Annotated in this window: 22 protein-coding genes; 14 read left to right on the top strand and 8 right to left on the bottom strand. The window is 66.0% G+C overall.

Annotation, left to right across the window (positions count from 1 at the left end; all coding sequences use genetic code 11):
* Positions 1 to 482: 482 nt before the first annotated feature.
* Positions 483 to 1,958 carry an ATP-binding protein gene (locus tag ACIPK7_RS29490; RefSeq protein WP_401091879.1) on the bottom strand — a complete coding sequence of 492 codons (1,476 nt, stop codon included), beginning with the start codon at positions 1,956 to 1,958 and terminating at the stop codon, positions 483 to 485.
* Between the two features lie 213 nt (positions 1,959 to 2,171).
* Between ACIPK7_RS29490 and ACIPK7_RS29485 the strand changes: the two genes are divergently transcribed.
* The 12 genes from ACIPK7_RS29485 to ACIPK7_RS29430 all read left to right on the top strand — a co-directional run bounded on the left by ACIPK7_RS29485 (position 2,172) and on the right by ACIPK7_RS29430 (position 14,983).
* Positions 2,172 to 3,323: an acyl-CoA dehydrogenase family protein gene (locus ACIPK7_RS29485; RefSeq protein WP_401091877.1), complete on the top strand. Its 1,152-nt coding sequence runs from the start codon at positions 2,172 to 2,174 to the stop codon at positions 3,321 to 3,323.
* Positions 3,324 to 3,354: 31 nt separating this feature from the next.
* Positions 3,355 to 3,726 carry a hypothetical protein gene (locus ACIPK7_RS29480; protein WP_045207771.1) on the top strand — a complete coding sequence of 124 codons (372 nt, stop codon included), beginning with the start codon at positions 3,355 to 3,357 and terminating at the stop codon, positions 3,724 to 3,726.
* A 3-nt stretch (positions 3,727 to 3,729) separates the two neighbouring features.
* Complete coding sequence (locus tag ACIPK7_RS29475; RefSeq protein ID WP_401091875.1) at positions 3,730 to 4,230, top strand: nuclear transport factor 2 family protein; 501 nt, start codon at positions 3,730 to 3,732, stop codon at positions 4,228 to 4,230.
* Entirely contained in the window at positions 4,227 to 5,378 is a 1,152-nt protein-coding gene (locus tag ACIPK7_RS29470) for an amidase (RefSeq protein WP_192434745.1), read from the top strand. Before ACIPK7_RS29475 ends, ACIPK7_RS29470 begins: the two co-directional genes overlap by 4 nt.
* Before the next feature lie 10 nt (positions 5,379 to 5,388).
* Entirely contained in the window at positions 5,389 to 6,672 is a 1,284-nt protein-coding gene (locus tag ACIPK7_RS29465) for an aromatic ring-hydroxylating dioxygenase subunit alpha (RefSeq protein WP_192434747.1), read from the top strand.
* Positions 6,669 to 7,166: an aromatic-ring-hydroxylating dioxygenase subunit beta gene (locus ACIPK7_RS29460; RefSeq protein ID WP_192434749.1), complete on the top strand. Its 498-nt coding sequence runs from the start codon at positions 6,669 to 6,671 to the stop codon at positions 7,164 to 7,166. The genes ACIPK7_RS29465 and ACIPK7_RS29460 overlap by 4 nt, the downstream gene beginning before the upstream one ends.
* Positions 7,167 to 7,176: 10 nt before the next feature.
* Positions 7,177 to 7,917 carry an SDR family NAD(P)-dependent oxidoreductase gene (locus ACIPK7_RS29455; protein WP_192434751.1) on the top strand — a complete coding sequence of 247 codons (741 nt, stop codon included), beginning with the start codon at positions 7,177 to 7,179 and terminating at the stop codon, positions 7,915 to 7,917.
* A 335-nt stretch (positions 7,918 to 8,252) separates the two neighbouring features.
* On the top strand, positions 8,253 to 9,203 hold the full coding sequence (locus ACIPK7_RS29450) for a PDR/VanB family oxidoreductase (RefSeq protein ID WP_192434753.1): 951 nt from the start codon (positions 8,253 to 8,255) through the stop codon (positions 9,201 to 9,203).
* 266 nt (positions 9,204 to 9,469) lie between these two features.
* Positions 9,470 to 11,239: a methanol/ethanol family PQQ-dependent dehydrogenase gene (locus ACIPK7_RS29445; RefSeq protein ID WP_401091872.1), complete on the top strand. Its 1,770-nt coding sequence runs from the start codon at positions 9,470 to 9,472 to the stop codon at positions 11,237 to 11,239.
* A 723-nt stretch (positions 11,240 to 11,962) separates the two neighbouring features.
* Positions 11,963 to 13,483, top strand: a complete 1,521-nt coding sequence (locus ACIPK7_RS29440; protein WP_192434757.1) for an aldehyde dehydrogenase family protein — start codon at positions 11,963 to 11,965, stop codon at positions 13,481 to 13,483.
* Positions 13,484 to 13,910: 427 nt separating this feature from the next.
* Positions 13,911 to 14,615, top strand: coding sequence for a ferric reductase-like transmembrane domain-containing protein (locus ACIPK7_RS29435; RefSeq protein WP_401091870.1), 705 nt, complete (start codon positions 13,911 to 13,913; stop codon positions 14,613 to 14,615).
* On the top strand, positions 14,612 to 14,983 hold the full coding sequence (locus ACIPK7_RS29430; protein ID WP_192434761.1) for a cytochrome c3 family protein: 372 nt from the start codon (positions 14,612 to 14,614) through the stop codon (positions 14,981 to 14,983). The genes ACIPK7_RS29435 and ACIPK7_RS29430 overlap by 4 nt, the downstream gene beginning before the upstream one ends.
* A gap of 113 nt (positions 14,984 to 15,096) precedes the next feature.
* Here the strand turns inward: ACIPK7_RS29430 and ACIPK7_RS29425 are convergent, their stop codons facing one another.
* Both ACIPK7_RS29425 and ACIPK7_RS29420 read right to left on the bottom strand, forming a co-directional pair.
* The gene (locus ACIPK7_RS29425) at positions 15,097 to 15,885 is read right to left on the bottom strand and encodes a carbon-nitrogen hydrolase family protein (protein WP_192434763.1); all 789 of its coding nucleotides are present in this window, start codon (positions 15,883 to 15,885) and stop codon (positions 15,097 to 15,099) included.
* A gap of 92 nt (positions 15,886 to 15,977) precedes the next feature.
* On the bottom strand, positions 15,978 to 17,660 hold the full coding sequence (locus ACIPK7_RS29420; protein WP_192434765.1) for an NAD(P)/FAD-dependent oxidoreductase: 1,683 nt from the start codon (positions 17,658 to 17,660) through the stop codon (positions 15,978 to 15,980).
* Positions 17,661 to 17,897: 237 nt separating this feature from the next.
* On the opposite strand from ACIPK7_RS29420, the gene ACIPK7_RS29415 reads away from it, so the two are divergent.
* On the top strand, positions 17,898 to 18,326 hold the full coding sequence (locus ACIPK7_RS29415) for an Lrp/AsnC family transcriptional regulator (protein ID WP_192434767.1): 429 nt from the start codon (positions 17,898 to 17,900) through the stop codon (positions 18,324 to 18,326).
* A 175-nt stretch (positions 18,327 to 18,501) separates the two neighbouring features.
* Here ACIPK7_RS29415 and lysA read toward each other — a convergent pair whose 3' ends face one another.
* A complete protein-coding gene (gene lysA, locus ACIPK7_RS29410; protein ID WP_401091867.1) occupies positions 18,502 to 19,746 on the bottom strand; it encodes a diaminopimelate decarboxylase in 1,245 nt (414 codons plus the stop codon).
* A 79-nt stretch (positions 19,747 to 19,825) separates the two neighbouring features.
* Positions 19,826 to 20,761 (bottom strand): LysR family transcriptional regulator, encoded by a 936-nt coding sequence (locus tag ACIPK7_RS29405; RefSeq protein ID WP_192434771.1) that lies wholly within the window; start codon positions 20,759 to 20,761, stop codon positions 19,826 to 19,828.
* Between the two features lie 182 nt (positions 20,762 to 20,943).
* Here ACIPK7_RS29405 and ACIPK7_RS29400 point away from each other — a divergent pair, with 182 nt between their 5' ends.
* Entirely contained in the window at positions 20,944 to 21,243 is a 300-nt protein-coding gene (locus ACIPK7_RS29400; RefSeq protein WP_401091881.1) for a hypothetical protein, read from the top strand.
* 179 nt (positions 21,244 to 21,422) lie between these two features.
* On the opposite strand, the gene ACIPK7_RS29395 is transcribed toward ACIPK7_RS29400, so the two are convergent.
* Genes ACIPK7_RS29395 through imuA form a run of 3 tightly spaced genes read right to left on the bottom strand, consistent with a single transcriptional unit; the run spans position 21,423 to position 26,535 of the window.
* Positions 21,423 to 24,512, bottom strand: a complete 3,090-nt coding sequence (locus tag ACIPK7_RS29395; protein ID WP_401091865.1) for an error-prone DNA polymerase — start codon at positions 24,510 to 24,512, stop codon at positions 21,423 to 21,425.
* The gene (locus ACIPK7_RS29390) at positions 24,509 to 25,918 is read right to left on the bottom strand and encodes a Y-family DNA polymerase (protein WP_401091863.1); all 1,410 of its coding nucleotides are present in this window, start codon (positions 25,916 to 25,918) and stop codon (positions 24,509 to 24,511) included. Before ACIPK7_RS29390 ends, ACIPK7_RS29395 begins: the two co-directional genes overlap by 4 nt.
* A gap of 2 nt (positions 25,919 to 25,920) precedes the next feature.
* Positions 25,921 to 26,535, bottom strand: coding sequence for a translesion DNA synthesis-associated protein ImuA (gene imuA / locus ACIPK7_RS29385; protein WP_401091861.1), 615 nt, complete (start codon positions 26,533 to 26,535; stop codon positions 25,921 to 25,923).
* Positions 26,536 to 26,829: the final 294 nt, after the last annotated feature.

Here is a 26,829-nt window from a genome sequence, read left to right as displayed (position 1 = left end):
TGGGTGGGGGAAGTCTCCTACCGTCTGGCTTGCAGAAGCGGGTCTTGTCCCTCCACCCCCGACAGGTTCCTACCCTAACGCCATACAAGCGGGCCATGCCCGCGACCCGCCGGCAGGGCCGGCGCTTTCCTCCGCACTGATGCTGATCCTGTATTGCTGCATTGGCTTGGGTATTTCTGCGTCGCTTTGCGTACGCGTGAACTCCGTGTTTCGCCCCCTCGGGCGAGTTACTTTTCCAAACGCCGAAAAGTAACCAAAAGGCTTGCCCCGGACATCCGGTTTTTCGCCTAGGCGAAAAATTCCCTCGTCGAAACGAAGTTTCAGGGGCACGCCACGACGGGCCATCCCTGGCCCATCGTGGCTCTCGCGACATCCATGTCGCTCAACCCCTGAAACTCCGCTTCAACGAGGCCTCCTGAACGGGGCATTCGGCGCGCGCGGATATTTCACTGGAAACACCACTGCAGGAGCGGGGGGGTGCATCACTCCGCCAACGGCAGCTCGAAGCAGAACATCGCCCCGCACGGCTCGACATTCTCCGCCCAGATATCACCGCGATGCCGCGAGACGATGCTCTGGCACAGCGCAAGACCGATGCCGTTGCCGCTCACCTTCGACGTGAAGAAGCCATCGAACAGCCGTTCCTTGGCGCCGGCATCGATGCCCCGGCCCTGATCGAGGACTGACAATCGCGCGCTGTTCCCTTCGCTAGAAGTACGAATGCGCAGCAGGCGGCGCTCTTCGGGGAGGTTGAGCATCTCCTCGATGGCGTTGAAGGCGAGGTTGAGGATCACTTGGCCGACCAGCACCTTCTCGCAGCTCACCCACAGAGGTTCGGCGCAGCGCTCCAGCTCCACGCGCACGTTGCTCGGCTGGGCCTTGAGGCTGATGAAGTAGAGGGTTTCGCCGAGCAGTTCGTTGAGGTCGATGCGCTGCTCGGCCTGCTCCAGCTTCACCACGTATTCGCGCACGCTCTTGATGATCAGCGAGGCGTGCTCGATCTGCCGCACCGCGCTGTCCAGGCCCCAGGCGGCGGAGGCTTCTGTCTTCTGTTCGCGGTCCAGGCGGATCAGCGCGCCCTCGATGAAGTTGCGCGTGGCCGCCAGCGGCTGGCTGAGCTCGTGGGCAATCGCCAGGGCCATCTCGCCCATGGCGTTGTAGCGCGCCAGGTACTCCAGCTTCTGGTCGCTCTGGCGCTGCGCCTGGGCTGCGCGCACCTGCTCGGTGACGTCGCGGAACAGTAGCAGGTGGCCGACCAGGTCGTCCTCGATCTCGATGTAGCGGCAGGTCGCGTGGTGCCAGCGCCATTCGCCGTCCAGGCGCTGCAACTGGTAACTGACGGAATAGGGCTCGCGGCTCGGCGGCTGCATGGCGAGGTGGTGTTCCAGGCGCGGGCGCGTGGCGGTGTCGCAGCGGCCGAGGAAGTTGTGCGCCAGCCAGTCGTCCTGGCTGCCGCCCAGCAGGGGCAGGGCGGATTCGCTGAGGAAGCGCAGCTTGCCATCGGCATCCAGCACCGCCACGCCCTCGGCGAGGTCCTGCATGAAGGCCTTCAGCCGGCTCTCGAAACGCTGCAGGTCGCGCTCGACCTGCTTCTCCTTCGAGATGTCGCGGAACTGCACCATCAGCACGTCGCGCTCCTGCAGGTGCACGCGGGTGGCGACGGCTTCGGAAAGGATCTCCACGCCCTGCTTAGAGCGGTAGCACCACTCGATGGTGCGCTGGCCGGTGCGCGCAGCGCCTTCCAGCCAGCGCAGGCCGACCGAGCGGCGGTACTGCGGGGCCTTGGCGGTCATGTCCGGCGCTTTCAGCGGTACCAGCTCTTCAAGGGTGAAGCCGAGCACGGCCAGCGCTGCGTTGTTCGCCCAGAGGATTTCCTTGGTCTGCGCGTCATGCAGGATCACGCACAGCGGCATGGCCTGGAGCAGGGTGAGGAAGTCGTCAGGCTTGGGCTGGAACATCGAGGTCGGTCTCGGTAGGCAGTGGCGCCTTTATACCGTGCAGCGTAGCGCGAAGGGACTGCGGAGTAACCCGGCGCCGACTAGGGGATTTCTTTAGGCATGGGGCTGCACGCACCAATAGTTGGGCGGGCAGGGCGGTTCATACACTGGCCGCAACGACGACCAGCCCGCATCGAACGGGCCGGCCCTACAAGAACAACCGGAGATGAAGCCATGCTGCGTGCCGCCCTCGCCGAACCGCTCGATGCGGACGGCCGTGCCCTCGAATTCCAGCGCGTACTGGATGAAGTCCGCCAGCGCCGCGAGGAGTTCGACACCCGCTCCTTTGTCCCGCGCGACATGATCGAACGCTTCCGCGACGTGGGCATCTACCGCGCCGCTACGCCCAAATGCTTCGGGGGGGACGCGCTGCCGCCGGCCCAGTTCCTGCGTCTGGTCGAACGCATCGCCGAAGCCGACGGGTCCGCCGGCTGGGTTGCCAGCTTCGGCAGCGCCAGCACCTACCTCACCGCGCTGCCGCGCCACACCCTTGCCGAACTCTATGCCGACGGCCCGGACCTGGTGTTCGCCGGCGGCCTGTTCCCGATCCAGCCGGCGACCCAGGTGGAAGGCGGCTGGCGCGTCAGCGGCACCTGGAAGTTCGCCAGCGGCTGCAAGGGCGCCGACGTGCTCGGCGTCGGCATCGGTATCGGCGGGCCGGGCGGCAAGCCGCGTACCGCGCTGCTGCGGGCAAAGGATGTGGAGATCGTCGAGAACTGGAACGTGGTCGGCCTCAAGGGCACCGGCAGCCACGACCTGAAGCTGGACAACGCCTTCGTCGCGGACGACTGGACCTTCATCCGTGGCGGCCAATCGAACATCGACGAGCCGCTGTACCGCTACCCGACCATCGCCTACGCCGCCCAGGTGCTCGCCGTGGTCAACCTCGGCCTGGCCCGCGCGGCGTTGGACGAGATCACCCGCATGGCGTCGTCCAGCGGCGTGACCGGCGCGCCCAAGCTGGGTGATCGGGCCTATGTGCGCATCGAGATCGGCAAGGCCGAAGCCGAGCTGCAGGCCGCGCGCGGCTTCTTCTATGACGCCACCGAGGCCGTCTGGGAATCCATCCTCGCCGGCAACGCGGTCAGCCCGGAGCAGGTCAGCCAGCTGCGCCTGTCCGCCGTGCACGTGTCCCGCGCCGGCGCCGACGTGGTGCGCCGCGCCTACACCCTGGCCGGCACCACGGCGATCTACCTGCACCACCCGCTGCAGCGCTACCTGCGCGACGCCATGGTGGTCACCCAGCACGCCTTCTTGAGCGACGGCATGTACGACGGCGCCGGCGCGGTGCTGCTCGATGTGCCGCCGTTCCCCGGATACATCTGATTCGAACCCATAAGAACAAGGACCCAGAAACATGACCCGTCCGACCACCGAACCCTTGCGCGTACTGTTCTGCATCGGCATCGCCCAGCCGTTCTTCGACCTGCCCACCGGTGAAGGCATCACCGTGTGGAAGGGTTTCTCGCAGATGATGGGCGACCTCGGCGCGCTGCCGGGCATGAACGTGCTCGGCGTACTGGATGACGACCGCCTGATGGTCGGCCCGTCCACCACCTCGCCCTGGACCGTCTACATCATGGCCGACGTGGACTGCCACCAGACCGTGATCGACGCCTGCAACCTGTTCCGCACCACCCCGGTGGGCGAGTACAGCCTGTGGAAGTACGCCAAGGTCGAGGCGCGCATCGGCCGCCCGCTGACCATTCCCGAAGCCGCGCGGACCTGAGTCATGAGCAGCCTGAGCATGGCCGAGCTGAACCGCCGCCTGGAGGTTCTCGAAGGGGAAAGCCAGGTGCGCCGGCTGATGGCGCGCTACATGGACCTCTGCGACGTACCGCACGCGCCGGTGACGATGAGCGAGCTGGCTGAGCTGTTCAGCGAGGACGCGGTGTGGGAGGGCATCGGCACTTCCACTGCACAGACCTTCGGCCATCACCAGGGCCGCGAGGCGATTGCCGTGTTCGTCTTCGGCTACCTGCCGCCGTCGCCGCACTTCACGCTGAACCTGCACTTCCTCACCAGCGAGTCGATCCGAGTTGACGGTCGCACCGCTCGTGGGCAATGGATCATGCAGCAGCTTTCGACCTACGCCGAGGGCCACACCGAGCTGTTCGGCACGCGCCTGGACATCGATTTTCGCGAGATCGACGGGCGCTGGCAGATCAGTCACTTCCGCACCCAGCGCCTGTCGCAGCGCCTGCTGGGCAGCGCAGAGGAGACCCGTCAATGAGCATCTTCGTCAGCGAGTTCCTCCTCGGCAACGGCGGCAAGCGCGTTGCGGTCAAGGACAGCATCGACATCGCCGGCTACCCGACCCGTTGCGGCACCCGCGCCTTGGCCGATGCCGCGCCAGCCGAGCGCAACGCCTTCGTCGTCGACGCCGTGCTCAACGCCGGCTGGCAGATCGTCGGCAAGACCAACCTTCACGAACTGGCCTTCGGCGTCACCGGCATCAACGACTGGACCGGTACCCCGATCAACCCGATGGCGCCCGACCGCGTGCCGGGCGGCTCGTCCAGCGGTTCCGCGTCTGCCGTGGCGGCCGGGCTGGCGGATATCGCCCTGGGCACTGATACCGGCGGTTCGGTCCGCGTACCGGCGGCCTGCTGTGGCATCGCCGGGCTGAAGCCGACCTTCGGCCGGGTCAGCCGCGACGGCGTGCATCCGGCACAGAGCAGCCTGGACTGCGTCGGTCCGTTCGCCGCCAACATGGCCGACCTGATCGCCGCCATGCAGGTCATCTGCCCCGGCTTCGGTGCGGTGCGGATGCCGGGCGAGGGTGCCCGCGTGGCCTTCCTCGAAGTGCCATCGGCGCCGCACATCCAGGCTTGCCTGGGTGCCGCCGCCGACCGCGCCGGATGGCGCCGCAGCCACCTGTTCCTCGGCGAGTTCGAGGCGGCCTTCCAGGCCGGGCTGGTGGTGATCAACTACGAGAACTGGGCCGCTTATGCGGCGCTGACCGGCAAGGGACTGATCGGCGCCGACGTCGAGCAGCGCCTGCTGCTGGCCAGTCGCACCACCGACGCCGAGCGCGCCGAGGCGGAGAAAGTGCGCGACGGTTTCACCCGCGCTATCGACGCTGCGCTGGAGGACTTCGAAGTCCTGCTGTTGCCGACCATGCCCGACCTGCCGCCGCTGCTCAGCGATGCGCGCAACGGCAAGTCCGTGGCCGGCATGACGCCCCTGGTACGGCCTTTCAACCTGAGCGGACACCCGGCGCTGACGGTGCCGGTGGACCTGGATTGCGGCGGGCTGAAAGTCGGCCTGCAGATCGTCGGCCGCAAGGGCGACGACGAACGCGTGTGCGCCTTTGGCGCGCAACTCGAACACAGCCTGGCTGCCACGCGGCCTGTGCAAAAACATAAGAAATCGGCATGAGGAGATGGGCATGAGCGCTCACGAGTACCGGCTGATCGCCCGGTCGCGCAGCGTCGAAGAGCTGGTCGGAGACGACCGCGTCGATGTTTCGCTGTACAACGACCCGCAGCTGTTCGAAGCGGAGATGGACAAGATCTTCTACCGCACCTGGGTGTGGGTCGCCCACGAAAGCGAAGTGCGCAACGCCGGCGACTTCAAGACCACCAGCGTTGGTCGCCGCCCGGTGATCGTGGTGCGCGACAAGAAGGGCACTATCAACGTCCTGGAAAACCGCTGCCGCCACCGTGGCGCCACCGTATGCGAGAAGCACAAGGGCAACGCCACCGGCTTCACCTGCCCGTACCACAGCTGGTCCTATGCACTGGATGGCAAGCTGCGTGCGCTGCCATACCCGGACGGCTACGAGGACATCCTTGACAAGTCCGAGCTGCCGCTGACCAGCCTGCGCGTCGAGAGCTACGCCGGCATGGTGTTCGCCACCTACAACGAGGAGATCGAACCGCTGGAGGACTTCCTCGGCGGGGCGAAGCACTGGATGGACCTGTTCATGAAGCAGGGCGCCGGCTACCCGATCAAGACCCAGGGCGAACACAAGTTCACCTTCCGCGGCAATTGGAAGATCCAGCTGGAAAACACCACCGACGGCTACCACTTCCCCATCGTGCACAAGTCGTTCATGTCCTCGGTGGATGAAGAGACCGAGGAAATGCTCTCGTTCATGAGCGACGAGCAGGCGGTCACCCACGCTCTGGGCAACGGCCACAGCGTGATGGTGATGGTTCCCGAGCACGTCGACCTCGACCACGACGACGGCACCGAGCAGCTCCAGGAGCGCTTCGCCCACGTTACCGAGGAACTGTCGAAAACCATGGAGCCTGCACAGGTGCGCCGCATCGTCCGTTCGCTGCACGGCGCCGGCTTCAACCTCAACCTGTTCCCCAACGTGGCCATGTCCATGTCGTTTTTCCGCGTGCTGCGGCCGATCTCCGTCACCGAGACCGAGATTCGTCACGTCGCGCTGGGCATGGACGGCGGCCCGGAAATCGCCAACCGCGAGCGCATGCGCATCCACGAGCACTTCCAGGGCCCGTTCGGCTTCGGCAGCCCGGATGACGCCGAGGCCTGGGACCGCGTGCAGCGTGGCTCCTATGCCGGCGTCGACGCACCGATCCTGGTTAACCGCGGCCTGAACCGCGAAGTGGTCGCGCCGAACGGTGACAAGGTCTCCCACGCCACCGACGAAGGCGGCATGCGCGAGGCGTACCAGATGTGGAAAAGGATGATGAGCCAATGAGCAACGACACCCTGAACGGCTTCTCCGGCCCGCTGGCCAAGGCCATCGAATTCGTCTGGCGCGAAGCCGAGCTGCTCGACCGCAAGGACTACGCGCAATGGTCGCAGCTGTGGAGCGAGGACGGCGTCTACGTGGTGCCGATCGACGGCGAGGACGATGACTTTGCCTCGCGCCTGAACTACGTGTTCGACGACGCGCGCATGCGTGCCCTGCGTATTGAACGCCTCACCGGCGGCCACTCGCCGTCGGCGGTGGACGCGGCCAAGACCGTGCGCACCGTCTCGCGCTTCACCCTGGTGGAAGCGGCGGGCGATCTCGTCGAGGTGAACTCGGCGCAGGTGCTCTACGCCTACAAGCGCGGCGTTGCAACGCCATTCATTGCCGACCTGAACCACCGCATCCGCTTCGTCGACGGGCAAGCCCGCCTGGAGCGCAAGGTGATCCGCCTGATCAACGCCGAAGACGCGCTCAACGCGCTCGGCTTCCTGCTCTGAGGGCCGCGCCATGCAACGAGTAGCCCTGGTAACCGGCGCCGCACGCGGGCTGGGCGAGGTCATCGCGCGCCGCCTTCACGCGGCCGGCCTGCGCGTTGCGCTGGCCGACCTGAACGAAGAAGCGGTGCAGCGTCTGGCTGACGAGCTCGACCCCGAGGGCCGCACCGCCCTCGGCATTCGTCTCGACGCGCGGGAGAAAGCCGATTTCGAGCGCTCCCGTGACCTGCTTTCCGAGCGCTGGGGTGGCACCGACATCCTGGTGAACAACGCCGGGATGTCCAAGGTGGCCGCGCTCATGGACATCAGCCCGGAGGACTTCGATGCCTCCATGGCGGTGAACCTGCGCGGCACCTTCGTCGCCTGCCAGGTTTTCGGTACGCACTTCGCGGCGCGCGGTTTCGGCCGCATCGTCAACATCGCCTCGCTGGCCGGGCAGAACGGCGGCACCGCCACCGGCGGCCACTATGCGGCGGCCAAGGGCGGCGTGGCGACGCTGACCAAGGTGTTCGCCCGCGAACTCTCGGGGCAGGGCGTGACCGTCAACGCCATCTCGCCGGGGCCGCTGGACCTGCCAGTGGTCTACGAGAGCGTGGCGCCCGAGCGCCTGGAACAGATCCTCAAAACCATCCCCGCCGGCCGCCTGGGCGACCCGACCTTCATCGCCGACAGCGTGCTGCTGCTCTGCGCGGAGAACGCCGGATCGGTGACAGGTGCCTGCTGGGATATCAATGGTGGGTTGTTCATGCGTTGAGGCTTTGGGCTGAGTGATCGGCGGATAACGCTGCGCGTTATCCGCCCTGTGCTCGGTCCTGGCTTGGGTGGTGGGCCTCAAGACTCCCTCACCCTAACCCTCTCCCGAAGGGAGAGGGGACCGTCCGGAGCAGGATGAAGCCGCATCGTCAGCCGGCACATTCTGCTCCCTCTCCCTCGGGGAGAGGGCTGGGGTGAGGGCAGTGCCCTTGCTCCGAAACCAATCAATCGGAGAGATGAAATCTCTCCAGAGCAACATCGACAACCCGTCCGCTCGTGAAAAAGAGGCCGGAAAGGGGCCACAGAGCCCGCACTCAACGCCTTGCAGGTAACGCCATGATGAAAGTCAGAATCGAAAGGATCGTCGAGGAAGCACAGGACATCCGTTCCTTGCGCCTCGTACGTTGTGATGGCCAGCCGTTCGACGCCTACGAGCCGGGCGCCCACGTCGACGTCACCGGCCCCACCGGGGTAACGCGCCAGTATTCGCTGTGCAGCCCGCCGGACGACCGCACGGCCTACCTGGTGGCGATCAAGAAGGAAGGCGCCTCCCGTGGCGGCTCCAGCGCGCTGCACGAAGTGCGCGAAGGCATGGAGCTGGACATCGGCGCGCCGCGCAACCTGTTCCGCCTGGCGCCGGAAGCGCGCGAGCACGTGCTGTTCGCCGCCGGCATCGGCGTCACGCCGCTGCTGAGCATGGCCTATCGGCTGAACGCCAAGGGCGAGGCCTATCGCCTGCATTACTTCGCCCGTTCCGCCGAGCACGCGGCCTTCGCCGAGCTGCTGGCCAGCGAGGCTTTCGCCGGCAAGGTGGAGCTGCACTACGGCGTCGAACCCGCCGACCTCGACCATGTACTGGGCGCGTGCCTGGAGCGCGCGGCGCCACAGGCTCACGTCTATACCTGCGGCCCGGCGCCGTTCATGAACAAGGTGGTGGAGATCGCCGCGCGCAGCCGCCCGGAAGACGCCATTCACCTGGAGCACTTCCAGGCTGACCCGGCCGCCAACGCGGCGCCGGCCGGCTCCTTCGAAGTGGAACTGGCCAGCTCCGGTGTGGTGCTTCACGTGCCGGCGGATTCGACACTGGTGGACGTGCTCCAGGCCCATGGCTGCGACATCGACACCGAGTGCCGCGAAGGCATCTGCGGCACCTGCATCGTCGACGTGCTGGAAGGCGAGCCGGAGCACCGCGACAACTGCCTGTCGAACAAGGAAAAGGCCGCCAACAAGCAGATCTGCGCCTGCGTTTCGCGCGCCAGGTCGGCGCGGTTGGTGCTGGATCTTTAAACCGCAGCGTTCTTCGATGATGGGTGGAGCGCAGTCGTCCGCCCATGCGCTCCCAGACATCTCCGTTGCGGGCCCGCTCCAGCAGGGATGGTTCGAGCGCTCCTGCGCAACCCGATATTTCCGTGCCTTCGAAGGCCGGTATTGCTACCAAGGAACTAGGAAATTCGGCACTGCGTTCAATTGTTGGTCCAGCCCACCAAACCAAGAATCTGCGACAGACCGGGAAATTTTCCCGGGTACAACAACAATCGCAGAGGCGCACCGCCATGAGACAGCTTCAACCTTCCGCCCGCACCGTGCTGTTCACCGCTATCAGCCTGGCCTCCCTGGGCGCCCAAGCCGGGGTAACCGACCAGGACATCAGCGATTCCGCCAAGCGCACCGACCAGATCGTGGTCAACGGGATCAACCAGCAGGGCCAGCGTTTCAGCCCGCTCAATACCCTGAACAGCGACAACGTGAAGGAGCTGCGGCCGGTCTGGGCGCTGTCCTTCGGTGGCGAGAAGCAGCGCGGCCAGCAGGCGCAACCGCTGATCAAGGACGGCGTGATGTACGTCACCGCTTCCTACTCGCGGGTGTTCGCCGCCGATGCACGCACCGGTCGCAAGCTGTGGCAGTACGACGCGCGCCTGCCCGATGGCATCATGCCCTGCTGCGACGTGATCAATCGTGGCGTGGCCCTGTACGGTGACCTGGTGATCTTCGGTACCCTCGACGCCAAGCTGGTCGCCCTGAACAAGGACACCGGCAAGGTGGTGTGGAAGAAGACCGTGGCGGACTACAAGGCCGGCTACTCCATCTCCGCCGCACCGCTGATCGCCAAGGGCAAGCTGATCACCGGCGTGGCCGGTGGTGAGTTCGGCGTGGTGGGCAAGATCGAGGCCTACAACCCCACCAACGGCGAGCTGCTGTGGAGCCGCCCGACGGTGGAAGGTCACATGGGTTACGTCTACAAGGACGGCAAGGCGGTGGAGAACGGCATCTCCGGCGGCGAAGCGGGCAAGACCTGGCCGGGCGACCTGTGGAAGACCGGCGGCGCCGCGCCCTGGCTGGGCGGCTACTACGACCCGAGCACCGACTCGCTGTTCATCGGCACCGGCAACCCGTCGCCGTGGAACTCGCACCTGCGTCCGGGCGACAACCTGTTCTCCTCCTCGCGCCTGGCGCTGAACCCGGAAGACGGCTCGATCAAGTGGCACTTCCAGACCACCCCGCACGATGGCTGGGACTTCGACGGCGTGAACGAGCTGGTCTCCTTCGACTACCAGGACGGCGGCAAGACCGTGAAGGCCGCAGCCACCGCCGACCGCAACGGTTTCTTCTACGTGCTTGACCGCACCAACGGCAAGTTCATCCGTGGCTTCCCCTTCGTCGACAAGGTGACCTGGGCCAAGGGCCTGGATGAAAACGGCCGCCCGATCTACGACGATGCCCACCGTCCGGGAGCGCCGGGTGCCGACGCCAAGGGCACTTCGGTGTTTGTCGCGCCATCCTTCCTGGGCGGCAAGAACTGGATGCCCATGGCCTACAGCCAGGACACCGGGCTGTTCTACGTGCCGTCCAACGAATGGGGCATGGACATGTGGAACGAGAACATCGCCTATAAGAAGGGCGCGGCGTACCTCGGCGCCGGCTTCACCATCAAGCCGCTGAACGAGAAGTACATCGGCGTGCTGCGCGCCATCGATCCGAAGACCGGCAAGCAGGTCTGGCGCTACGAGAACTACGCGCCGCTGTGGGGTGGCGTGCTCGCGACCCACGGCAACCTGGTATTCACTGGCAACCCCGAAGGCTACCTGATGGCCTTCGATGCCAAGACCGGCAAGAAGCTCTACCAGTTCAACACCGGCTCGGGCGTGATCGCTTCGCCGATCACCTGGGAGATGGACGGCGAGCAGTATGTGACCGTCCTCTCCGGCTGGGGCGGCGCAGTGCCGCTGTGGGGTGGCGAGGTGGCCAAGCGCATCAAGGACCTGGACCAGGGCGGCATGATCTGGACCTTCAAGCTGCCCAAGGATCTGGTGGCGAAGAAGTGATGGTCGTTTGATCCAGGCAAAGGGCCGGCCATTATGCCGGCCCTTTGTTTTTTAGCGCCTGTCGGGGCTTTGGGTTTCGGTGTTCCTGCGCCGCTTCGGCGTGCGCGTGGGCTCTGTGTTTCGCCCCCTCGGGCGAGTCCCTTTTGGCAAACGCCCCAAAAGGAACCAAAAGGTCTTGCCCCGGACATCCGGTTTTTCGCTTAGGCGAAAAATTCCCTCGTCGAAGCGAAGTTTCAGGGGCCCGCGCTGACGGGCCATCCCTGGCCCGACAGCGCTCTCGCGACATCCATGTCGTTCAACCCCTGAAACTCCGCTTCAACGAGGCCTCCTGAACGGGGCCGTTCGGAGTGTGCGGATATTTCTCTGGAAGTCCTCAAAATCCACAGCCATAGCCATAGCCATAGCCATAGCCAGGGCTGTGTTGTGGGGTTCCCGTAGGAGCGGACCTTGTCCGCGAAATCCATCGCGGCGGACCTTGCGCTGGCAGGCAATACCAGCTGCTCGCCGCCCCTGTAGGAGCGAGCTTGCTCGCGAACCACCCAGCATCGTAGGGCGCATAACGCGACAGCGTTATCCGCCCTACAACCAGCGACGATCGTCCATTTACTACCAAATGAGTAACCCACCACTCCCATGGGTGCATTCCGGGCCGGGAAGGGCGTTGCCTAAGATCGCTCCATGACCTGGCCGATGGAGGCTGGGAACCGACAGGAGAGCATCCCCATGATCTACGCCGCACCCGGAACCCCAGGCGCCGTCGTCACCCTCAAGCCACGCTACGGCAACTACATCGGCGGCGAGTTCGTCGCGCCGGTGCTGGGCCAGTACTTCAGTAATACCTCGCCGGTGAACGGCGAAGTCATCGCCGAGTTCCCGCGCTCCACCGCCGAAGACATCGAGCGCGCCCTCGATGCCGCCCACGCCGTGGCCGCCAGCTGGGGCCGCACCTCGGTGCAGGACCGTGCGCTGATCCTGCTGAAGATCGCCGACCGCATCGAACAGAACCTGGAGCAACTCGCCGTCGCCGAAACCTGGGACAACGGCAAGGCCGTGCGTGAGACCTTGAACGCCGACGTGCCGCTGGCCGCCGACCACTTCCGTTACTACGCCGGCTGTATCCGCGCCCAGGAAGGCGGTGCTGCCGAGATCAACGAGAACACCGTCGCCTACCACATTCACGAACCGCTGGGCGTGGTCGGGCAGATCATCCCGTGGAACTTCCCGCTGCTGATGGCCGCGTGGAAACTCGCCCCGGCCCTGGCCGCCGGTAACTGCGTGGTGCTCAAGCCGGCGGAGCAGACACCGCTGTCGATCATGCTGCTGGCCGAGATCATCGGCGACCTGCTGCCGCCGGGCGTTCTGAACATCGTCCAGGGCTTCGGCAAGGAAGCGGGCCAGGCGCTGGCCACCAGCAAGCGCATCGCCAAGATCGCCTTCACCGGCTCCACTCCGGTCGGCTCGCACATCCTCCACTGCGCGGCGGAGAACATCATCCCGTCCACCGTAGAGCTGGGCGGCAAGAGCCCGAACATCTTCTTCGAAGACATCATGCAGGCCGAGCCGGCCTTCATCGAGAAGGCCGCCGAGGGCCTGGTGCTGGCCTTCTTCAACCAGGGCGAAGTCTGCACCTGCCCGTCGCGGGCGCTGGTGCAGGAGTCGATCTTCGAGCCGTTCATGGTCGAGGTGATGAAGAAGATCAAGGCGATCAAGCGTGGCAATCCGCTGGACACCGATACCATGGTCGGCGCGCAGGCCTCGCAGCAGCAGTACGAGAAGATCCTTTCTTACCTCGACATTGCCCAGGGCGAGGGCGCCGAGTTGCTCACCGGCGGCTCCAGCGAGCGTCTGGAAGGCGACCTGGCGAGCGGTTACTACATCCAGCCGACGCTGCTCAAAGGGCACAACGGCATGCGTGTGTTCCAGGAGGAAATCTTCGGCCCGGTGGTGGGCGTCACCACCTTCAAGGATGAAGCGGAAGCCCTGGCGATTGCCAACGACACCGAGTTCGGCCTGGGCGCTGGCGTCTGGACCCGCGACATCAACCGCGCCTGGCGCATGGGCCGTGGCATCCAGTCCGGCCGCGTGTGGACCAACTGCTACCACCTGTACCCGGCCCATGCCGCGTTCGGCGGCTACAAGAAATCCGGTGTCGGCCGCGAAACCCACAAGATGATGCTCGACCACTACCAGCAGACCAAGAACCTGCTGGTGAGCTACGACATCAACCCGCTGGGCTTCTTCTAAAGCGTTGTTGCAAGCCGGCGGGCCTTCTCCCATCAGGTTCGCCGGCTCCCTTCTCTGGTGCACCGCCTGGCACTCCATCAGGCATCCCTTGTGTCGACGCGCCCGTTTGGGTGGCCGTCCGCTTCCGTGCCCACTTCCATGGGCGATGGCCTTCGTCGAACGCGGCTTCTGCCGCGTTTTCTTTTTCCGATACGCCGTTTTTCGCGAGCAAATGTGAGGTTTCTGCGCTCGGGCCATGCCCGCGAACGCCCGTGGCGCGTTCCTGCAGGAAAACAGTGCGATCCCGGTGGATGCCGGCGTCCTTTCGCGAGCTAGCTCGCTCCTACAGGGTGTGGCAGAGCTGGCAATTGGTCTGGCAGGCAGCGACACTCGCGCGCCGTCGGCGCTTGCTAGCCTGCAGCGACAATCCCTCGTCCGGAGTCCCCCCATGCATGCGCTGATCGCGCGCCTGGCGCTCGGCTGCCTGCTGCCGGTCGCCATCCTGCTCGGCCTCGGCGCCATGCCGGGGCTCGGCTATGCCTGGGATTTCGCCAACGCCGCAGGGCTGCTCGGCGCCTGCCTGCTAGGGCTGCTGTTCGTCATCGGTGGCCGCCCGCAACCGCGCCCGCTGTACGAGGGCAAGTTCTTCCTGCGCCTGCACCGCGACCTGGGTTTTGCTGCCGTCGCATTGCTGCTGGTGCACGTCGTCGTACTGCTGATCGATGAGCCGCTGCTGATCGAGGACCTGTTGCCATCAGCCCCCGGCTACATGCTGGCCGGGCTGGCGTCGGCGATCCTGATGCTGGTGCTGGCAGTTTCCAGCCTGAGCCGCGTCCGCCCCCGCTGGAGCAGCGGCGCCGCTTCGTTCCGCCGCTGGCATTACGGCGGCAGCCTGCTCGCCCTGGTGCTGATGGCCGTTCATGTGCTGGGCGCGGGCTACTACAGCGGCGGAGTCTGGAAGGGCGCCTTGCTGGTGGCGCTGATGCTGGCGGTGGCCATCTGGCCGTGCCTGCCCAAACCCGCCAACGGCATCAGCGGGCGCAAGCGCAACACGGCGCAGCGTGCTACCTGGTTCGCGCTGGCGGCCAGCGGCGCGATCATCGGCTTATCGGCGCTCTACAGCTTGCTGGCGAATCTGGAGCTGCCGCTGTGAGGCGTATCTGGATCGGGGTCTCCGTTGTCGCAATCGCCGTGCTGTCGGCAGGCACGTGGTACGCCCACGAGCACTGGCAACGCAGCCGGCCGCTGATGCCGCTGGCCTTCCCCCATGAACCGCACGCTTCGGTGAACTGCATCACCTGTCATCACGACTACAAGGACCAGTCGCCTTCGGTCTCTGGTAACCGCACCTGTATCCTCTGCCACAAGCAGAGCCCGGCGCTGGCCATGCGCATCGAGGCAGATTTCCACCAGCTCTGCCAGAGCTGCCACCTGCAGCGCTTGCAGGCGATCCACGCCAGTGGGCCGGTGCGTAGCTGCCAGGCCTGCCACCGCGATACAACCGGGAAGTCGTACCCGTAGGGGGCATAACGCCTGAGGCGTGATCCGCCATTGCGGCGGATAACCCGTTCCGGGTTATGCGCTCTACGATTGCTGTTGCGCAAAAGAAAGCCCGGCATTTAGCCGGGCTTTTTTCAGCTGCGATACAGCACCGGCCGCCGCAGGTGCACATAGCTGTACCCCTCACGCGCCAGGGCGATGCGCTGCGGGTCCAGTTCGGCCACCAGCAGTTCCTCGCCTTGCTTGGCCTTGGTCAGCACCTGGCCATCCGGGGCGACGATGCTGCTCAGGCCGCAATACTCGATCTCCCCCTCGCTGCCGACGTAGTTGGCGTAGGCAAGGAACACCTGGTTTTCGTACGCGCGGGTCGGCACCAGGACCTGGGCGACGAATTCGTAGGGGCGCATGTTCGCAGTGGGCACCAACACGACATCCGCGCCGGCCAAAGCGAGCGTGCGCACGGCCTCGGGGAATTCCACGTCGAAGCAGATCAGCAGGCCGACTTTCCAGCCCTCCAGCTCGAAGATCGCCGGCGGCTCGTCGGAAGCGCTGAACTGGCTGCGGTCGAGGTCGCCGTAGAGGTGGGTCTTGCGGTAGTTGGCGCGGCGTTCGCCCTGGCGGTCGATCAACTGCACGCTGTTGAAGACGGCGCCGTCGCCGTCACGTTCGGGATAGCCGTAGAGGATGCCGAGCTTGTGCTCGCGGGCGATCTCGGCGATGCGCTGGGCGGACGGGCCGTCGCAGCTTTCCGCCAGCTCCGCGACGCGCTGGGCGCCGATGTTGTAGCCGGACAGGTACATCTCCGGCAGCACCAGCAGGTCCGCACCGTTCTGCACCGCCTGTTGCGCGGCCTGCTCCAGGCGGCGCAGGTTGCCGGCGACGTCGTCGGGGCCGGGTGGGCACTGGTAGAGTGCGAGGTACATGGGGTTCTCCTTGGAAACGCGCGGGGCCGGGATCAGCCAGTTTGCACCCGATCCCGGCCCCGCGCGAGCCGCTGTTCAGTCAATGGCGCGGATCAGTCCGGCAGTGCCATCGGGCCCAGTTCGGCGAAGCGGTCGCCCGGGCCGGGGTTCTCCGGATGGGTGGCGCCGCCGAAGTGCTTCATGATGCCCCACACGGCGTTCAGCGAGGTCTGCACCGCGCCTTCCACCCAGGCCGGTGTCCAGGACACATCGTCGCCGGCGATGAAGATGCCGCGCTGCTCGGCGGGCATGTCGTCCTGCATGAAGTGCGCATACATGCGCTGGTTGTAACGGTAGTGGCCCGGCAGCGCGCCCTTGAAGGCGCCGAGGAAGTGGGGGTCGGCCTCCCAGGACACGGTGATCGGGTTGCCGATGATGTGCCCGGCGATGTCGACCTTCGGGTAGACCTTCTTCAGCGCGTCCAGCGCCAGCTGCACGCGCTTTTCCACCGGGTGTGGGAGCATCTTCATGGCGTCGCTCATCCAGGAATAGGACAGGCAGATCACCCCCGGCTTGTCGTCGCCGTTGTCGAACAGGTAGGTGCCGCGGGTGAGGCGGTCGGTGAGGGTCATGCTCATCACGTCGCGGCCGGTCTGCGGGTCCTTGTCCTTCCAGAACGGACGGTCGACCATCACGAAGGTCTTCGACGACTGCATGTAGCGGGTGCGGTCCAGGGCCATCCACATCTTCTGCGAGAACAGCGCTTCTTCGCACTCGATCTGGGTGGTCAGCAGCCAGGTCTGGCAGGTTGCCAGGACGGCGGCGTAGTGGCGGGTGTCGCCCCAGTAATCGGTGACGGCGAAGGTGCCGTCGGCGGCGCGGGCGATCTTCTTCACGCCCGGACGCGGCGCGCCGTTGTGCAGCGAGGCCAGCGAGGTGCCAGCCGGCCAGTGCGCGCATTGCTCCGGCACGTGGCTCCAGATGCCGCGCGGCACTTGCTCGACACCGCCTACCACCAGATGCTGGTGATCGTCGCAGTTGGTCATCACCACGCGGAAGATTTCCAGCATGGAGTTGGGGAAGTCCGAGTCCCAGCCGCCGGTGCCGAAACCGACCTGGCCGAAGATTTCGCGGTGGCGGTAGGACAGGCGCGAGAAGGCCTTGGAGGAGGCGACGAAGTCGTAGAAGGTGCGATCGTCCCACTTGGGCACCAGCTCGTCCCACAGGGCCTTGAGCTTGACCGTGTCGCGCTCGCGGATGGCGTCCTGGATCTCGGAGAAGCGCGCACCGTCTTCCAGCGCGTCGGCCCAGGCCTGGGCGACTTCGCGGAAGATTTCCGGCAGATCGGCCATCTTCTCGGCGTAGTGGCTGGTGCCTTCCAGGTCGACCACGGTGCTGCCCGAGGCCGGAGTCAGCGGGTTGGGGAAGGGTTTCGTTTCCAGGCCGAGCTTGTCGACGTAGTGATAGAAGGCGGTGCTCGACACCGGGAAGCGCATGCCGCCCAGTTCGGCGATGATGCCGTCAGCGCCTTCGAAGGTTTCCGAGCGCAGCCGGCCGCCCATTTTCGAGGCCTCGTAGACCACCGGCTTTAAGCCCATCTTCATCAGCTCGTAGGCCGCCACCAGGCCGGAGATGCCGGCGCCAACAATGGCCACTTCCTGGCCGTGCTTGTCGGCGGGGATGCTGCCCAGCCCGGCGGGATGCTCGATCCAGTCGTCGAAGGCGAAGGGGAAGTCCGGGCCGAAGATGGTCACCGGTTTCTTGCCGGGGGTGTGGGGGTGGCGGTTCTTGTGCATGGAAGGCTCCCTTCAATCTTGTTCGACTTATGCGGCTGGCCGGCTTGTATCACCAGCTTGGCAAGGCTTCTTGCGGCCCGCAGAGGCCAGTCGATGGATGGCGCGCGGGCAAAGAAATGGCGAGCTGTGAAGGCTCGCCGTGGCGTCCACTATTACAAAGGCCGTCGTTGAAATGAACCTGACAATCTGCAAGATTGGCGAGAGCTTTCAGGCAGATTGACCAATACGATGAGCAATATGACGAAAAAATCCGATGCGGCCTTGCTGAACCTGCTGCGCGCCAACGCCCGCGAGTCGATCTCCGAGCTGGCGCGCAAGCTCGGGGTGTCGCGCTCCACGGTGCAGAGCCGCATCGAAAGGCTGGAGCAGCAGGGCGTCATCACCGGCTATTCGATCAAGGTGTCGGACAGCTACGCGCAATCACTAGTGCGCGCCCACGTGCTGGTGACGGCGCTGCCCAAGCTGTCACACCAGGTGGTGCAGGCGCTGGAGAAGATTGCCGAGGTGAAGACGCTGCATTCGGTGAGCGGCAACTTCGACATGATCGTGATCGTCGAGGCGCTGTCGATCCGCGACCTGGACGCGGTGCTGGACCGCATCGGCGCGCTGGACGGGGTGGAGCGGACGATGTCGTCGATCATTCTGTCGACGCGTATCGATCGGTGAGGAGGCACTTTCTCAGAAATTGAGCTGTAGCTGAGATTCGCCGGAAAGTCAGCGTTCCCGATTGTTCGCGAGCAAGCTCGCTTCTACGAAGAGCGCTCCGAAGCTGGAGCTGGACCTGTAGGAGCGAGCTTGCTCGCGAACCGCCGGCGGTGCCGGCAGTGCATGACGGCTGGTATCAGCCCAGGTCTTCTTCCAGGGCCAGCAGCTCTTCCACGCGCTGGCGGCGGCGGATCAGCTTCGCCTCGGCGCCTTCGAGCAGCACCTCGGCAATTAACGGGCGGCTGTTGTAGTTCGACGACATGGACGCGCCATACGCACCGGTGTCCTCGATCAGCAGCAGGTCGCCGACCTGGGCACGCGGCAGGGCGCGAGGGATGACCACGCCGCCATCGCCCTGGGTGAACACGTCACCGGACTCGCACAGCGGGCCGGCCACCACGGTGTCGATTACCTCGCGGCTGGCGACGTCGCCGGCCAGCACGCGGATGCCGTGGTAGCTGCCGTACATGGACGGGCGCATCAGCTCGTTGAAGCCGGCGTCCACCAGCACGAAGTGGTTACGGCCGGCGTCCTTGGTGGCGCGTACTTCGCTGAGCAGGCAGCCGGACTGGGCGACCAGGTAACGGCCCGGTTCGATCTCCAGGTGCAGCTTGTGACCGACTACGGCTTCGGCGGCCTTGCGCGCCTTGTCCCAAAGCTGGAAGTAGTGCGCGGTGTCCACTTCCGGATCGCCGGCGCGGTAGGGGATGGACAGGCCGCCGCCGGCGGAGATGACGGACAGGTCATGCCCCGCGTCCTTCACCTGCTGCACCAGGCCGAGCATGGCTTCGCCGACCTGGGCCAGATGGCCATAGTCGACGCCCGAGCCGATGTGCATGTGCAGGCCGACCAGACGCAGGCCGCGCTCGCGGATGACGTCCAGGGCGGCGCGCAGGTCGCTGTGCCAGATGCCGTGCTTGGAGTGTTCGCCGCCAGTGTTGGTCTTGTTGCTGTGGCCGTGACCGAAACCGGGGTTGATGCGCAGCCACACCGGATGGCCTGGGGCGACTTCGCCCAGTTGGCGAAGCATGTCGATGGAGCCGGCATTCACCGGGATGCCGTGCTCGACCACGGTTTCCAGGGTGGCACGGTCCAGCAGGTCGGCGGTGAAGACGATCTCGGATTCATCCTCGCGGCACGAGTAACCGGCGGCCAGGGCGCGCAGCAGTTCACCCTGGGAGACCGCGTCGACCTTCACGCCCTGTTCGCGCATCAGGCGCAGGATGTGCAGGTTGGAGCAGGCCTTCTGGGCGAAGCGGATGATGTCGAAGCTCTTCAGGCGCTCGATCTGGCCGCGGATGGAGGCTGCGTCGTAGATCCACAGCGGGGTGCCGAATTGCAGGGCAAGCTGTTCGGCGCGGGGCAAGGCGAGGAAAGTCATGAATTGGCTCCGAAGGTAGATGGCGCTAGTCTACCGGCCCTTTGGATGGCTGAATAATGCCGCTTGTTATCGAATCAATTCAATTTTGATATAGGGTGCAGCCGACGCCGGCTTCGCGCAGCCGCTGCACCAGCACGCCGGCCTCGGCCTGGAGCGCCGCCACGAAGCGCTCGCGCAGCGGCGTAGCGGGGCGGTACAGCGGTTTCGCCACGCTGACCTGGAACGGCAGCGAGAAGGCCAGTGGGCGTAGCTGAATGCCCTGGCCCTGGAACATCAGCGCGGTAATCGGGTTGACCACGGCCAGGCCCAGCCCGGCGCGGACCATGCTGCACACCGAGACGGCGCTGTGGGTTTCCACCTGCATCTGCCGTTGCACGCCTGCGCCGAGGAACACGGCGTCGATCAGGTGCCGATAGCGGTCGCTGGTGGCCAGGCTGACGAAGGGCTGGCCGGCGAAATCCGCCGCCTCCAGACGCTCGCGAGCCAGCAGCGGATGGCCGTCGGGAAGGATGCACACCTCGTCCACCGCCAGCAGCGGCTGCAGCTCGGTGCCGCGCGGGGCGTCGTCGTTCTCGATCAGGCCGATGTCGTGGTGCTGGGCGCTGAGCGCCTCTTCCAGGTGCGGCGACTCCAGCGCCGCCACCTCCAGACTGATGGCCGGATTCTCCCGGCTGAAGCGCTTGCAGGCTTCGGGCAGCAGCGCCTGGGACAGCGCCGGCAGGCAGCCGATGGAGAACTTGCCCTCGGCGAACTGCCCCAGGCTACCGGCGAAGGCGACGATGCGGTCCAGCCCGGTGAAGGAGCGCTCCACCTCCTCGAACAGCATCAACGCCCGCGCCGTCGGCGCCAGCCGCCCACGCTCACGCAGGAACAGCTCGAAGCCGACCAGCTGCTCCAGCCTCGCCAGCTCGCGGCTGACGGTGGGCTGGCTGGTGTGCAGGAACGCCGCCGCGCGGGTGACGCTGCCGGTGGTCATGACCGCGCGGAAGACTTCGATGTGGCGGAGGGTGATCATGGGGCTGGCCAACGGGGAGATAGCGGGAGGTTAAGGGGCGCGGGCGCCCTGGGCAAATTCCAATGCACTGAGAGACATTGCCTTCAGACCCTGCCTGACAAGATCGCCATTGCGCTATAGCATCGCGCCACTATTTAGTGGGTGGACGCAGGATGCGCAAGGGATCGGTCTGGTCGATAGGGATGACGCTGGTGTTTGCCACGACGCTGACATTGGCAGCCAATACGCCTTGTTCTGGCAGCAAGGGTGGCATTGCCCGCTGCCAGGGCGAGCTCTTCCTGTGCAACGACGGCTCCATTAGCGGCTCGAAGAAGAGCTGCCCGGCCTATCTGGGTGTCAGAAGCTCTTCGACGCCTTCACTTCAACGCTTCTCCGCCGACGATGGTTCCTGTTCATGCAGCAGCGGCACTTTCTGTACGGGGCCGCGGGGCGGCGTGTATTGTCTGACGCCCAGCGGGAACAAGAGTTATCGGCGGAAATAGTTATGTAGGGCGGTTAACGCCTGGGGCGTTATCCGCCGCAATGGCGGATAACCCGTTCCGGGTTATGCGCCCTACGTTGTCCCGTATTTTGCCGGCAAGGTCGACGTCAAATGTTCACGAGCAAGCTCGCTCCTCCTAAGAGCGAGCTTGCTCGCGAACCGCTTGGTGCAAAGAGTGCATCAATGGAAATCCCGGCTCCGCACATCCAGCCCTTCCAGTAATCCGCTCAGGTCCGTCAGCCTCCCGGCGATCACATGGCGCACGCCGTCCTTGGCTTCCAGGGTGCCGTCCACCTGCATCAGGCGGGCGCTGAGGAAGGGGCGGCGCTGCTGTTCGGCGAGGTCGCGCCAGACGATCACGTTGATCATGCCGAACTCGTCTTCCAGCGTGACGAAGGTGACGCCGCTGGCCGTGCCGGGGCGCTGGCGGCCGACGACCAGGCCGGCGACGCGCACCGGGCGGTCGGCTTCCAGGCTGGCCAGTTCCCTGGAACTGCGACAGCGACGGGTCTTGAGGGCACCGCGCAGCAGGGTCATGGGGTGCGGGCCGAGGGTGGTGCCAAGGGTCGCGTAGTCGGTGAGCAGGTCTTCGCCGCGGCTGGGCAACGGCAGGCTGACCGGCGCTTCCTCGGTGGCCTGCCCCGCGAACAGCGGCAACTGCGGCTCGACCCCGGCAATCGCCCAGCGTGCCTTGTGCCGGTGCCCGGCGAGGCCGCGCAGGGCGCCGGCGTCGGCCAGCTGTTCACGAGCGCGGCCGTCGAGGTGGGCGCGTAGACAGAGGTCGGCGACGTCGGCGAAAGGACGTTGCTCGCGCGCCCGGGCCACGGCATTGGCGACTTCCTCGCGCAGCCCGCGCACCATGCGCAGGCCGAGGCGGATCGCCGGCTGGCGGTCAGGGATAGGTTCCAGGGTGCAGTCCCAGTGGCTGTGGCGCACGTCCACCGGGCGAATCTCCAGGCCATGGCGGCGGGCGTCCTGCAGCAGTTGGTCGGGGCTGTAGAAACCCATGGGCCAGCTGTTGATCAGCGCGCAGGTGAAGGCCGCCGGTTCGTGGCATTTCAGCCAGCAGCTGGCGTAGGTGAGCAGGGCGAAGCTGGCGGCGTGGGATTCGGGGAAGCCGTAGCTGCCGAAGCCTTCTATCTGTTTGAAGATGCGCTCGGCAAAATCCTCCGTGTAGCCGTTTTTCAACATGCCTTGGAAAAGACGCTGGCGGTGCGGCTCCAGACCGCCATGACGCTTCCACGCGGCCATGCACCGGCGCAGGTGGTCCGCTTCGCCTTGGGTGTAGTCGGCGGCAATGACGGCCACTTCCATGACCTGCTCCTGAAACAGCGGAACACCCAAGGTACGTCTGAAGACCTTTTCCAAGGCTTTGGACGGATAGGTAACGGGCTCTTCCTTGTTCCGTCGGCGCAGATAGGGATGCACCATGTCGCCCTGGATCGGCCCAGGGCGGACGATGGCCACTTCGATCACCAGGTCATAGAAGGTCCTGGGCTTGAGTCGCGGCAGCATGGCCATTTGTGCGCGGGACTCGATCTGGAACACGCCAACGGTGTCAGCACGGCTGATCATTTCGTAGGTCTTCGGGCACTCCTGCGGCAGGGTCGCGAGTGTCCAACGCTGACCACGATAACGTTCTATCAGGTCGAAACAGCGGCGCAGGGCGCTGAGCATCCCCAAAGCGAGCACGTCGACTTTGAGCAGACGGACTGCGTCAAGATCATCCTTGTCCCATTGGATCAAGGTGCGTTCGGGCATCGCGGCATTTTCCACCGGCACCAGGGTTTCCAATGGCTGCTGGGAAATCACGAAACCACCGGGGTGTTGTGACAGGTGGCGGGGAAAGCCAACCAGTTGTTCCGTCAATGCGAGGACACGACGAAGCACTGGACTGTCCGGATCGAATCCGGACTCAATCAGACGGTCGCGTGGCGGACCTTTGCGGCTCCAATGTCCGCAGCAATCGGCCAGCGCGCCGACCTGGTCCGGCGGCAGGCCCAGTGCCTTGGCCACGTCGCGGACAGCTCCGGCGCCCCTATAGGTACTGACGACTGCCGTAAGTGCAGCGCGCGTGCGGCCGTAGCGCTGGAACACATACTGGATGACTTCCTCACGGCGGTCGTGCTCGAAATCGACGTCGATATCCGGTGGTTCTTTGCGTTCGCGGGAAATGAAACGGCCGAACAGCAGATTGATGTGTCTCGGGTCGAGTTCGGTAATCCCCAGCGTGAAGCACACGGCGGAGTTGGCGGCTGAGCCACGTCCTTGGCAGAGAATGTGTTGCGAGCGGGCAAATCGGACGATGTCATGGACCGTGAGGAAATAGCTTTCGTATCCCAGTTCGATGATCAGCCGCAGTTCCTTGCGGATGCGTTTGATGACCTTTTTTCTCACCCCTCCTGGCCAGCGCTCGTGAATACCTTTGTGCGTCAGGGCGCAAAGCCAACTGGCTGGCGTATGCCCTTCGGGCACCAGTTCGCGCGGGTACTGGTATTTCAAATCCTCACCCAGATCGAACGTACAGCGCCCGGCAATCTTCACCGTCTCTGCCAGCAACTCGGCGGGGTAGATCGATGCCAGCGCCTCCCATGGCCGCAGATGCCGCTCGCCGTTGGGATAGAGGTACTGCCCGGCCTCGTGTACCGGCAGGTGCTGGCGGATGGCGGTCATGCAGTCCTGCAGGGCGCGGCGGCCACGCACGTGCATATGCACGTCACCGCAGGCCACGGCGGGAATCTCCAGGCGCGCCGCCTGCTCCTGCAGACGGCGCAGCTTGCCGCTATCGTCCGGCCCCTTGTGCAGTTCGACGCCCAGCCACAGGCGCTCGGGGAAGAGTCCGCGCAGCCAGAGGCCGCCTTCGTCCCGTTCGTCTTGCGGCAGCCAGATCGCCAGCAGGTGGTCGAGGTTGCCGTCGAAGTCCGCGCGTACGAGGCGGTAGCTGCCTTTCTCGGCGCGGCGGCGGGCGTGGGTGAGCAGGCGGCAGAGGTTCTCGTAGCCGGCCAGGTTCTCCGCCAGCAGCACCAGCTTCGGACCCTGCTCGATGCTCAGTTCGCTGCCGGTGATCAGCGGGATTTCCGTCTCCTTGGAGGCCTGCCAGGCGCGGACGATGCCGGCCAGGCTGCATTCGTCGGTGATCGCCAGCGCCCGGTAGCCGAGCTTCTTCGCACGCTCGAACAGCTCGGCCGCGCTGGAGGCGCCGCGCTGGAAGCTGAAGTTGGACAGGCAGTGCAGCTCGGCGTAGCCAATGCCTTCGGCCGGCGCGCTCATGCGAACCAGCCGTGCAGCAGCAGCGGGCCGTCGTTGCCCACCGGGCGGAACACCCAGGCGCGCTGGCCGCTGCGGGTGCGCACCTGGTAGTAGTCGCGGCGGATGTCCTCGCCGTCCCACCAGCCGGATTCGATGCGCTCGGGGCCGGCCAGCAGCGCCGGGGCGAATTCGCGCAGTGGCTGGGGCTCGGCCAGCAGCCAGCCGGGGCGCGGGATATCGGTGACGACTTTCAGCGGCGTGGAGCTGCCTTGCCAGGCGCGCTCCGGGCGGTGGTCGGCGCGGCCACCGAGACTGTGCACGGCATCGTCGCCCAGTCGTGCGCGCAAGCGTTCGCGCAGCTGTTCCCAGGGCAGCGATTGTTGCGGGCGGTCGTCGAACAGCTCGCGGTGCTGCGGCACGAAGGCCGGCAGGTCGTCGGCCAGCAGCCGCACGCTGTGCACCGGGGCGCGCAGTTGCAGTTGCTCCAGGCGGCCACGGGTCAGCTCGAAGAGCATCGCCGCCTCGCGCTCGGCGCTGAGCAGGCCGACCGGCATCAGCGTGTCGCTGCCTTCGTGGTGCTCCAGATGGAGGACGAAGCGCTGCACGCCGCTGTCGCGTCCGGCGAGGAAGGCGGCGAGATCGGCGGTCAGGCGGCGTAGCGGGAACAGCAGTGCCTGGGTGGATTCCACGTCGAAATTCAGCTCGATACGAGACTCGAAACAGTCCGGCGGCCTGTAGAAGTCCAGGGCCAGCGGGCGTTGGCCGAGCAGGGTGTCGACCTGCCGCAGCACCTGTGGCGGGAAGCGCCGGGCCAGGCTTTCGCGCGGCAGGGCGAGCAGTTGCTGCAGGCTGCGCAGACCCATTCGGCCTAGCGAAGTGGCGGCGTCGCGCTCCAGGCCCAGGCGCTCCAGCGGCATCCGGCCCAGGTACTGGCGCAACTGCTGGTTGTCGTGGATCGCCAGGCCGTCGTGGCCGTTGGCGAGGATGCGCGCGGCGGCCGGATTGGGCGCGGCGGTGATGCGATGGCGGAAGCCAAGCCCGTTCAACTCCTCGCGCAGGCGCGCTTCGAAGCGCGGCCAGGGGCCGAACAGTTGCAGGCTGGACTCTACCTCCAGCAGCAGCGCGCGCGGGTAGTGCTGGCTGACCTGCGAGCTGAAGCCGTAGGCCCAGGCGGCCAGCAGGTTCTGCCAGCGTTGCACGTCGCGCAGGTCGTATTCGGCGGTGGCAAAGTCGCGGCTCAAGGCCTGGGCGGCGGTGAGCGACTGGCCGGGCTTGAGCCCCAGCGCCCGCGCGGCCGGGTTCACCGCCTGCAGCACGCGACGCTGAGTCGGTCCGGCGAGCAGCGCCAGGGCGGCGTCCGGCTCGGGACGGCCGCGCAGCACGCCGTCCATCGCCAGTTGCGGCAGGAGAATGCAGGCCCAGAGCATGGTCAGTGCCAGGGCAGCGGAATGGGCCGCGCCGGCGCCAGGCCGCCACGGCACTTGAGCACGCGCAGTTGCGCCGGGTTGGCGTCCAGCGCCAGGCGCAACGCGGCGGGCGACGGATTGAGCGCTTCGCGCTGCGGGCGGTAGGCGATGGCCAGAGTCTGCCCGGTTTCGGCGGCTACCTGCAGGCGGCGCAGGGCGCGGTCGTCGGCCTGCTGCGGCCAGCACAGCACGGCGCCGCAACTGCCCGAGCGCAAGCACTGCTCGGCGGCCCAGAGCGCATCCCGCCCGGTCGCCTGGATGATGGCGAGCTGCTCCAGCGCGACACCGGCGGCCTGCCAGGCGGCCGGGTAGGGAATATAGGGCGGTGCGACCAGCACGATGCGTTCGCCCGCTGCGCTGAGCCGGGCGAGGGTCGGCCAGACCAGTTGCAGTTCGCCGGTGCCTTCGGCGGCCAGGAGGATTTCGCTGAGCGCCGCTTCCGGCCAGCCGCCGCTGGGCAGGGCGGCATCCAGCACCGCGTGGCCGGTGGGCTGCTGGCTGGGCGGAAGGCCCTGGGGCTGCCCCTTCCAGACCTGGCGCTGGTGGAACAGGGGGTCGAGTGCGACCACGCTGCCCATCACGGCCTCCCGGCCGGCGAGCGGCGACGGTCATGCGCCCGGCGAGAGGGCCGGGGGAGGGAAGGAGTTGAGGGTTGCATGGGGTTGCTCGGAAATAGCTGTATGGATATACAGTTTATCTGGTGGGAAGGCGCCGTCAATGGCGGTTGGTCTGACTGCCATGGGGCTCACTGTAGGAGCGGTTTCGGCGCTGTGGTTTGCGTAGGAGCAACTGTCTTCACACGGCACCTGTCCTCCAACCGGTGCCGTCTCTCACCATCGCGTTGATCCGCACGATCAGTACGCGCATGCATG

Source organism: Pseudomonas sp. NPDC086581 (assembly GCF_044746165.1).
GTDB lineage: Bacteria > Pseudomonadota > Gammaproteobacteria > Pseudomonadales > Pseudomonadaceae > Pseudomonas.
Note: the sequence above shows the minus strand (reverse complement) of the source record. Positions and strands in the feature narration are given on the sequence as shown.

What these genes read in the sequence shown, in the direction of transcription:
- ACIPK7_RS29490 (WP_401091879.1), bottom strand. Translation starts at nt 1,958, where the DNA reads ATGTTCCAGCCCAAGCCTGACGACTTCCTCACCCTGCTCCAGGCCATG.
- ACIPK7_RS29485 (WP_401091877.1), top strand. Translation starts at nt 2,172, where the DNA reads ATGCTGCGTGCCGCCCTCGCCGAACCGCTCGATGCGGACGGCCGTGCC.
- ACIPK7_RS29480 (WP_045207771.1), top strand. Translation starts at nt 3,355, where the DNA reads ATGACCCGTCCGACCACCGAACCCTTGCGCGTACTGTTCTGCATCGGC.
- ACIPK7_RS29475 (WP_401091875.1), top strand. Translation starts at nt 3,730, where the DNA reads ATGAGCAGCCTGAGCATGGCCGAGCTGAACCGCCGCCTGGAGGTTCTC.
- ACIPK7_RS29470 (WP_192434745.1), top strand. Translation starts at nt 4,227, where the DNA reads ATGAGCATCTTCGTCAGCGAGTTCCTCCTCGGCAACGGCGGCAAGCGC.
- ACIPK7_RS29465 (WP_192434747.1), top strand. Translation starts at nt 5,389, where the DNA reads ATGAGCGCTCACGAGTACCGGCTGATCGCCCGGTCGCGCAGCGTCGAA.
- ACIPK7_RS29460 (WP_192434749.1), top strand. Translation starts at nt 6,669, where the DNA reads ATGAGCAACGACACCCTGAACGGCTTCTCCGGCCCGCTGGCCAAGGCC.
- ACIPK7_RS29455 (WP_192434751.1), top strand. Translation starts at nt 7,177, where the DNA reads ATGCAACGAGTAGCCCTGGTAACCGGCGCCGCACGCGGGCTGGGCGAG.
- ACIPK7_RS29450 (WP_192434753.1), top strand. Translation starts at nt 8,253, where the DNA reads ATGATGAAAGTCAGAATCGAAAGGATCGTCGAGGAAGCACAGGACATC.
- ACIPK7_RS29445 (WP_401091872.1), top strand. Translation starts at nt 9,470, where the DNA reads ATGAGACAGCTTCAACCTTCCGCCCGCACCGTGCTGTTCACCGCTATC.
- ACIPK7_RS29440 (WP_192434757.1), top strand. Translation starts at nt 11,963, where the DNA reads ATGATCTACGCCGCACCCGGAACCCCAGGCGCCGTCGTCACCCTCAAG.
- ACIPK7_RS29435 (WP_401091870.1), top strand. Translation starts at nt 13,911, where the DNA reads ATGCATGCGCTGATCGCGCGCCTGGCGCTCGGCTGCCTGCTGCCGGTC.
- ACIPK7_RS29425 (WP_192434763.1), bottom strand. Translation starts at nt 15,885, where the DNA reads ATGTACCTCGCACTCTACCAGTGCCCACCCGGCCCCGACGACGTCGCC.
- ACIPK7_RS29420 (WP_192434765.1), bottom strand. Translation starts at nt 17,660, where the DNA reads ATGCACAAGAACCGCCACCCCCACACCCCCGGCAAGAAACCGGTGACC.
- ACIPK7_RS29415 (WP_192434767.1), top strand. Translation starts at nt 17,898, where the DNA reads ATGACGAAAAAATCCGATGCGGCCTTGCTGAACCTGCTGCGCGCCAAC.
- lysA (WP_401091867.1), bottom strand. Translation starts at nt 19,746, where the DNA reads ATGACTTTCCTCGCCTTGCCCCGCGCCGAACAGCTTGCCCTGCAATTC.
- ACIPK7_RS29405 (WP_192434771.1), bottom strand. Translation starts at nt 20,761, where the DNA reads ATGATCACCCTCCGCCACATCGAAGTCTTCCGCGCGGTCATGACCACC.
- ACIPK7_RS29400 (WP_401091881.1), top strand. Translation starts at nt 20,944, where the DNA reads ATGACGCTGGTGTTTGCCACGACGCTGACATTGGCAGCCAATACGCCT.
- ACIPK7_RS29395 (WP_401091865.1), bottom strand. Translation starts at nt 24,512, where the DNA reads ATGAGCGCGCCGGCCGAAGGCATTGGCTACGCCGAGCTGCACTGCCTG.
- ACIPK7_RS29390 (WP_401091863.1), bottom strand. Translation starts at nt 25,918, where the DNA reads ATGCTCTGGGCCTGCATTCTCCTGCCGCAACTGGCGATGGACGGCGTG.
- imuA (WP_401091861.1), bottom strand. Translation starts at nt 26,535, where the DNA reads ATGGGCAGCGTGGTCGCACTCGACCCCCTGTTCCACCAGCGCCAGGTC.